The 2,388-nt window shown below is 36.5% G+C and carries 3 protein-coding genes; all 3 read right to left on the bottom strand.

All coding sequences use genetic code 11. The features are described 5' to 3' along the window. A partial coding sequence (locus AB1630_07625; GenBank protein MEW6103662.1) for a hypothetical protein occupies positions 1 to 565 on the bottom strand: 565 nt, incomplete at its 3' end. Next, positions 562 to 714: a hypothetical protein gene (locus AB1630_07620; protein ID MEW6103661.1), complete on the bottom strand. Its 153-nt coding sequence runs from the start codon at positions 712 to 714 to the stop codon at positions 562 to 564. The genes AB1630_07625 and AB1630_07620, both read right to left, overlap by 4 nt. 471 nt (positions 715 to 1,185) lie before the next feature. Beyond that, positions 1,186 to 2,388: hypothetical protein (locus AB1630_07615; protein MEW6103660.1), on the bottom strand; the 1,203-nt coding region annotated here is incomplete at its 5' end.

Here is a 2,388-nt window from a genome sequence, read left to right as displayed (position 1 = left end):
ATTTGGCTATGTTTCCTGCATTGATTGCATTCTTTATGTCTTCTTTGGCAAGGTCTGGGATGTTGAATGTATCTACTATGCTTACATTAGAGCTATCTATGTCATAAACAGGAATATTGTTTTCATTTGCTATCTGAATAGCTTTAATGGCAGAGATTGCTCCCTCTCCATACCATTTCTCCCAGATGTTATGCTCTAATGTAGACGAGGTATAGCCTGAGATGGTCATAAATTCTTTGATTTTATCAGAAGAACCAATTACCGCACAGATGTTTCTATCGGCATCTATAGATAAACCTCTCACTTTCATTGTATAGGGCATACCAAAGATATAGTCTACATCTGCTTCAACAAAGAGATTGGCAGAGCATATTTCCTTAAAGTAGGGAAGATGAAGGAAGGATGAGGCAATCTCATCCATTATTCCTACCTGACCAAAAAAGGTTTTGCCTTGGATAAAGAGAAAGTCTCCGGCAATTTCTTCTTGGATTATTCCATCCTTAAGGAAATCAGGGCCTTTGGTTTCTATGTTTGCAATGAGCCTTTGATTAACATTGGTTTTCATTTACTTTTCTCTGTTCCCTCCTGTTGTTTCAAGAGTTTTTGGAATTTTCCTTCAGGAATCTTTGTTACACTGACTTTCCCTTTTTCTCCTATTACTACATTTCTCCACTTAAAAATGAATCCATGGGGCTTTCCATCCCAAACTATCATAAGATAAGGGGTTTCAAGTGAATATCTCTTTTTAATCCATCTATATGGAACATTACGACAAACAGGTATCCCATGTGTTTTAAGCCTACTCTTATAATCTTTATAAGCTGGGTAATATCCTTGAGTCTCAACAAAATTTCTAATTGACTCTCCTGTGGACCATATATAGTCCGATTCACAGTTCGCAAACGAATAACATCGTTCTTTCCCTTCTAAGTAAAGAAGAAAGCTTAAACCAAAAAGTAAAGATGTAAGTATCAGAAAATTTTTTCTTAATATAATACCGAAAACATGATGATGTTTAGAAAATAGATAGGCTAAAACCAATGGAATGATAAAAAGAACACAAGGTATAAATAACCCGCTAAAAGCATAATGGAAAAATATTGTACCTTTGGCGTTTAAAATATTAGTTAAGGTATCCATCTCTTTAAATCATAAAGGAAACACTTTCTTCATCTTACTAACTTATCATTTCTTTTCATGAAGATTATTCATTATCCAATTTCTTACATCACTTCCATTGGTTAGATCAACAATACCAAGTCTTACATGTTCTCCAAACGATGCCCCCAATAAATTATACATTCTGTCGTTTTTGCAATCTTCACCTCTTAGCTCCCACACATAAATTGCAAAAAGTTCTGCAGGAAAAGGAAAAATTACAGCATTAGTTACAAAATGGTCTTTTCTTCCGTCTTCAGCTCCACAATCACATGGAACGATGAGTCTGAATCCACTTGCATCATCATGGGTATTTAGCCATTTTGGTCGTAAGTGTCTTGGACCAGCATAACCCAAACAACCAAAGATATACAAGTCTTTATAAAACTCATCGCTAACACTTAAGTCAAATAAAACATTTGTGAACCACAACCTTCTTATATCCTCATTTGGTTCGGCCTCAACCCATCTATCGGCTAAATATTGAGCAAAGTTTGCAAAGGCAGAGCAGTTGTCACCTGGGGTTAAAGTTTTTGCATAGTCTATGGCTTTTTCCTCTGCTGTGTAATAATCGTCAAATTTCTTGAGTGAAAGTGTTAGAAGAATAATTGTTCCCCCACTCACATCCGCTATCTCATATTTCCCCTCTCCGGTTATTGGGTCTTGGATGATGTAGCCTATACCTTGCCAGCCAAGGTAATTGATATTAGAGCTTGAACATTTGGCAATCATTCCTGCATTGATTGAGTTTTTAATGTCTTGTTTGGCAAGGTTTGGGATATTGAAGCCATCAACAATACCTACATTAGAGCTATCTATATCATAGACAGAGATACCATTCTCATTAGCTATCTGAATAGCTTTAATGGCAGAGATTGCTCCCTCTCCATACCATTTCTCCCAGATGTTATGCTCTAATGTAGACGAGGTATATCCTGAGATGGTCATAAATTCTTTGATTTTATCAGAAGAACCAATTACCGCACAGATGTTTCTATCGGCATCTATAGATAAACCTCTCACTTTCATTGTATAGGGCATACCAAAGATATAGTCTACCTCTGCCTCAACAAAGAGATTGGCAGAGCATATTTCCTTAAAGTAGGGAAGATGAAGGAAGGATGAGGCAATCTCATCCATTATTCCTACCTGACCAAAAAAGGTTTTGCCTTGGATAAAGAGAAAGTCTCCGGCTACTTCTTCTTGGATGATTCCATCCTTAAGGAAATC

This window comes from bacterium (assembly GCA_040753555.1).
GTDB lineage: Bacteria > UBA9089 > UBA9088 > UBA9088 > UBA9088 > JBFLYE01.
Note: the sequence above shows the minus strand (reverse complement) of the source record. Positions and strands in the feature narration are given on the sequence as shown.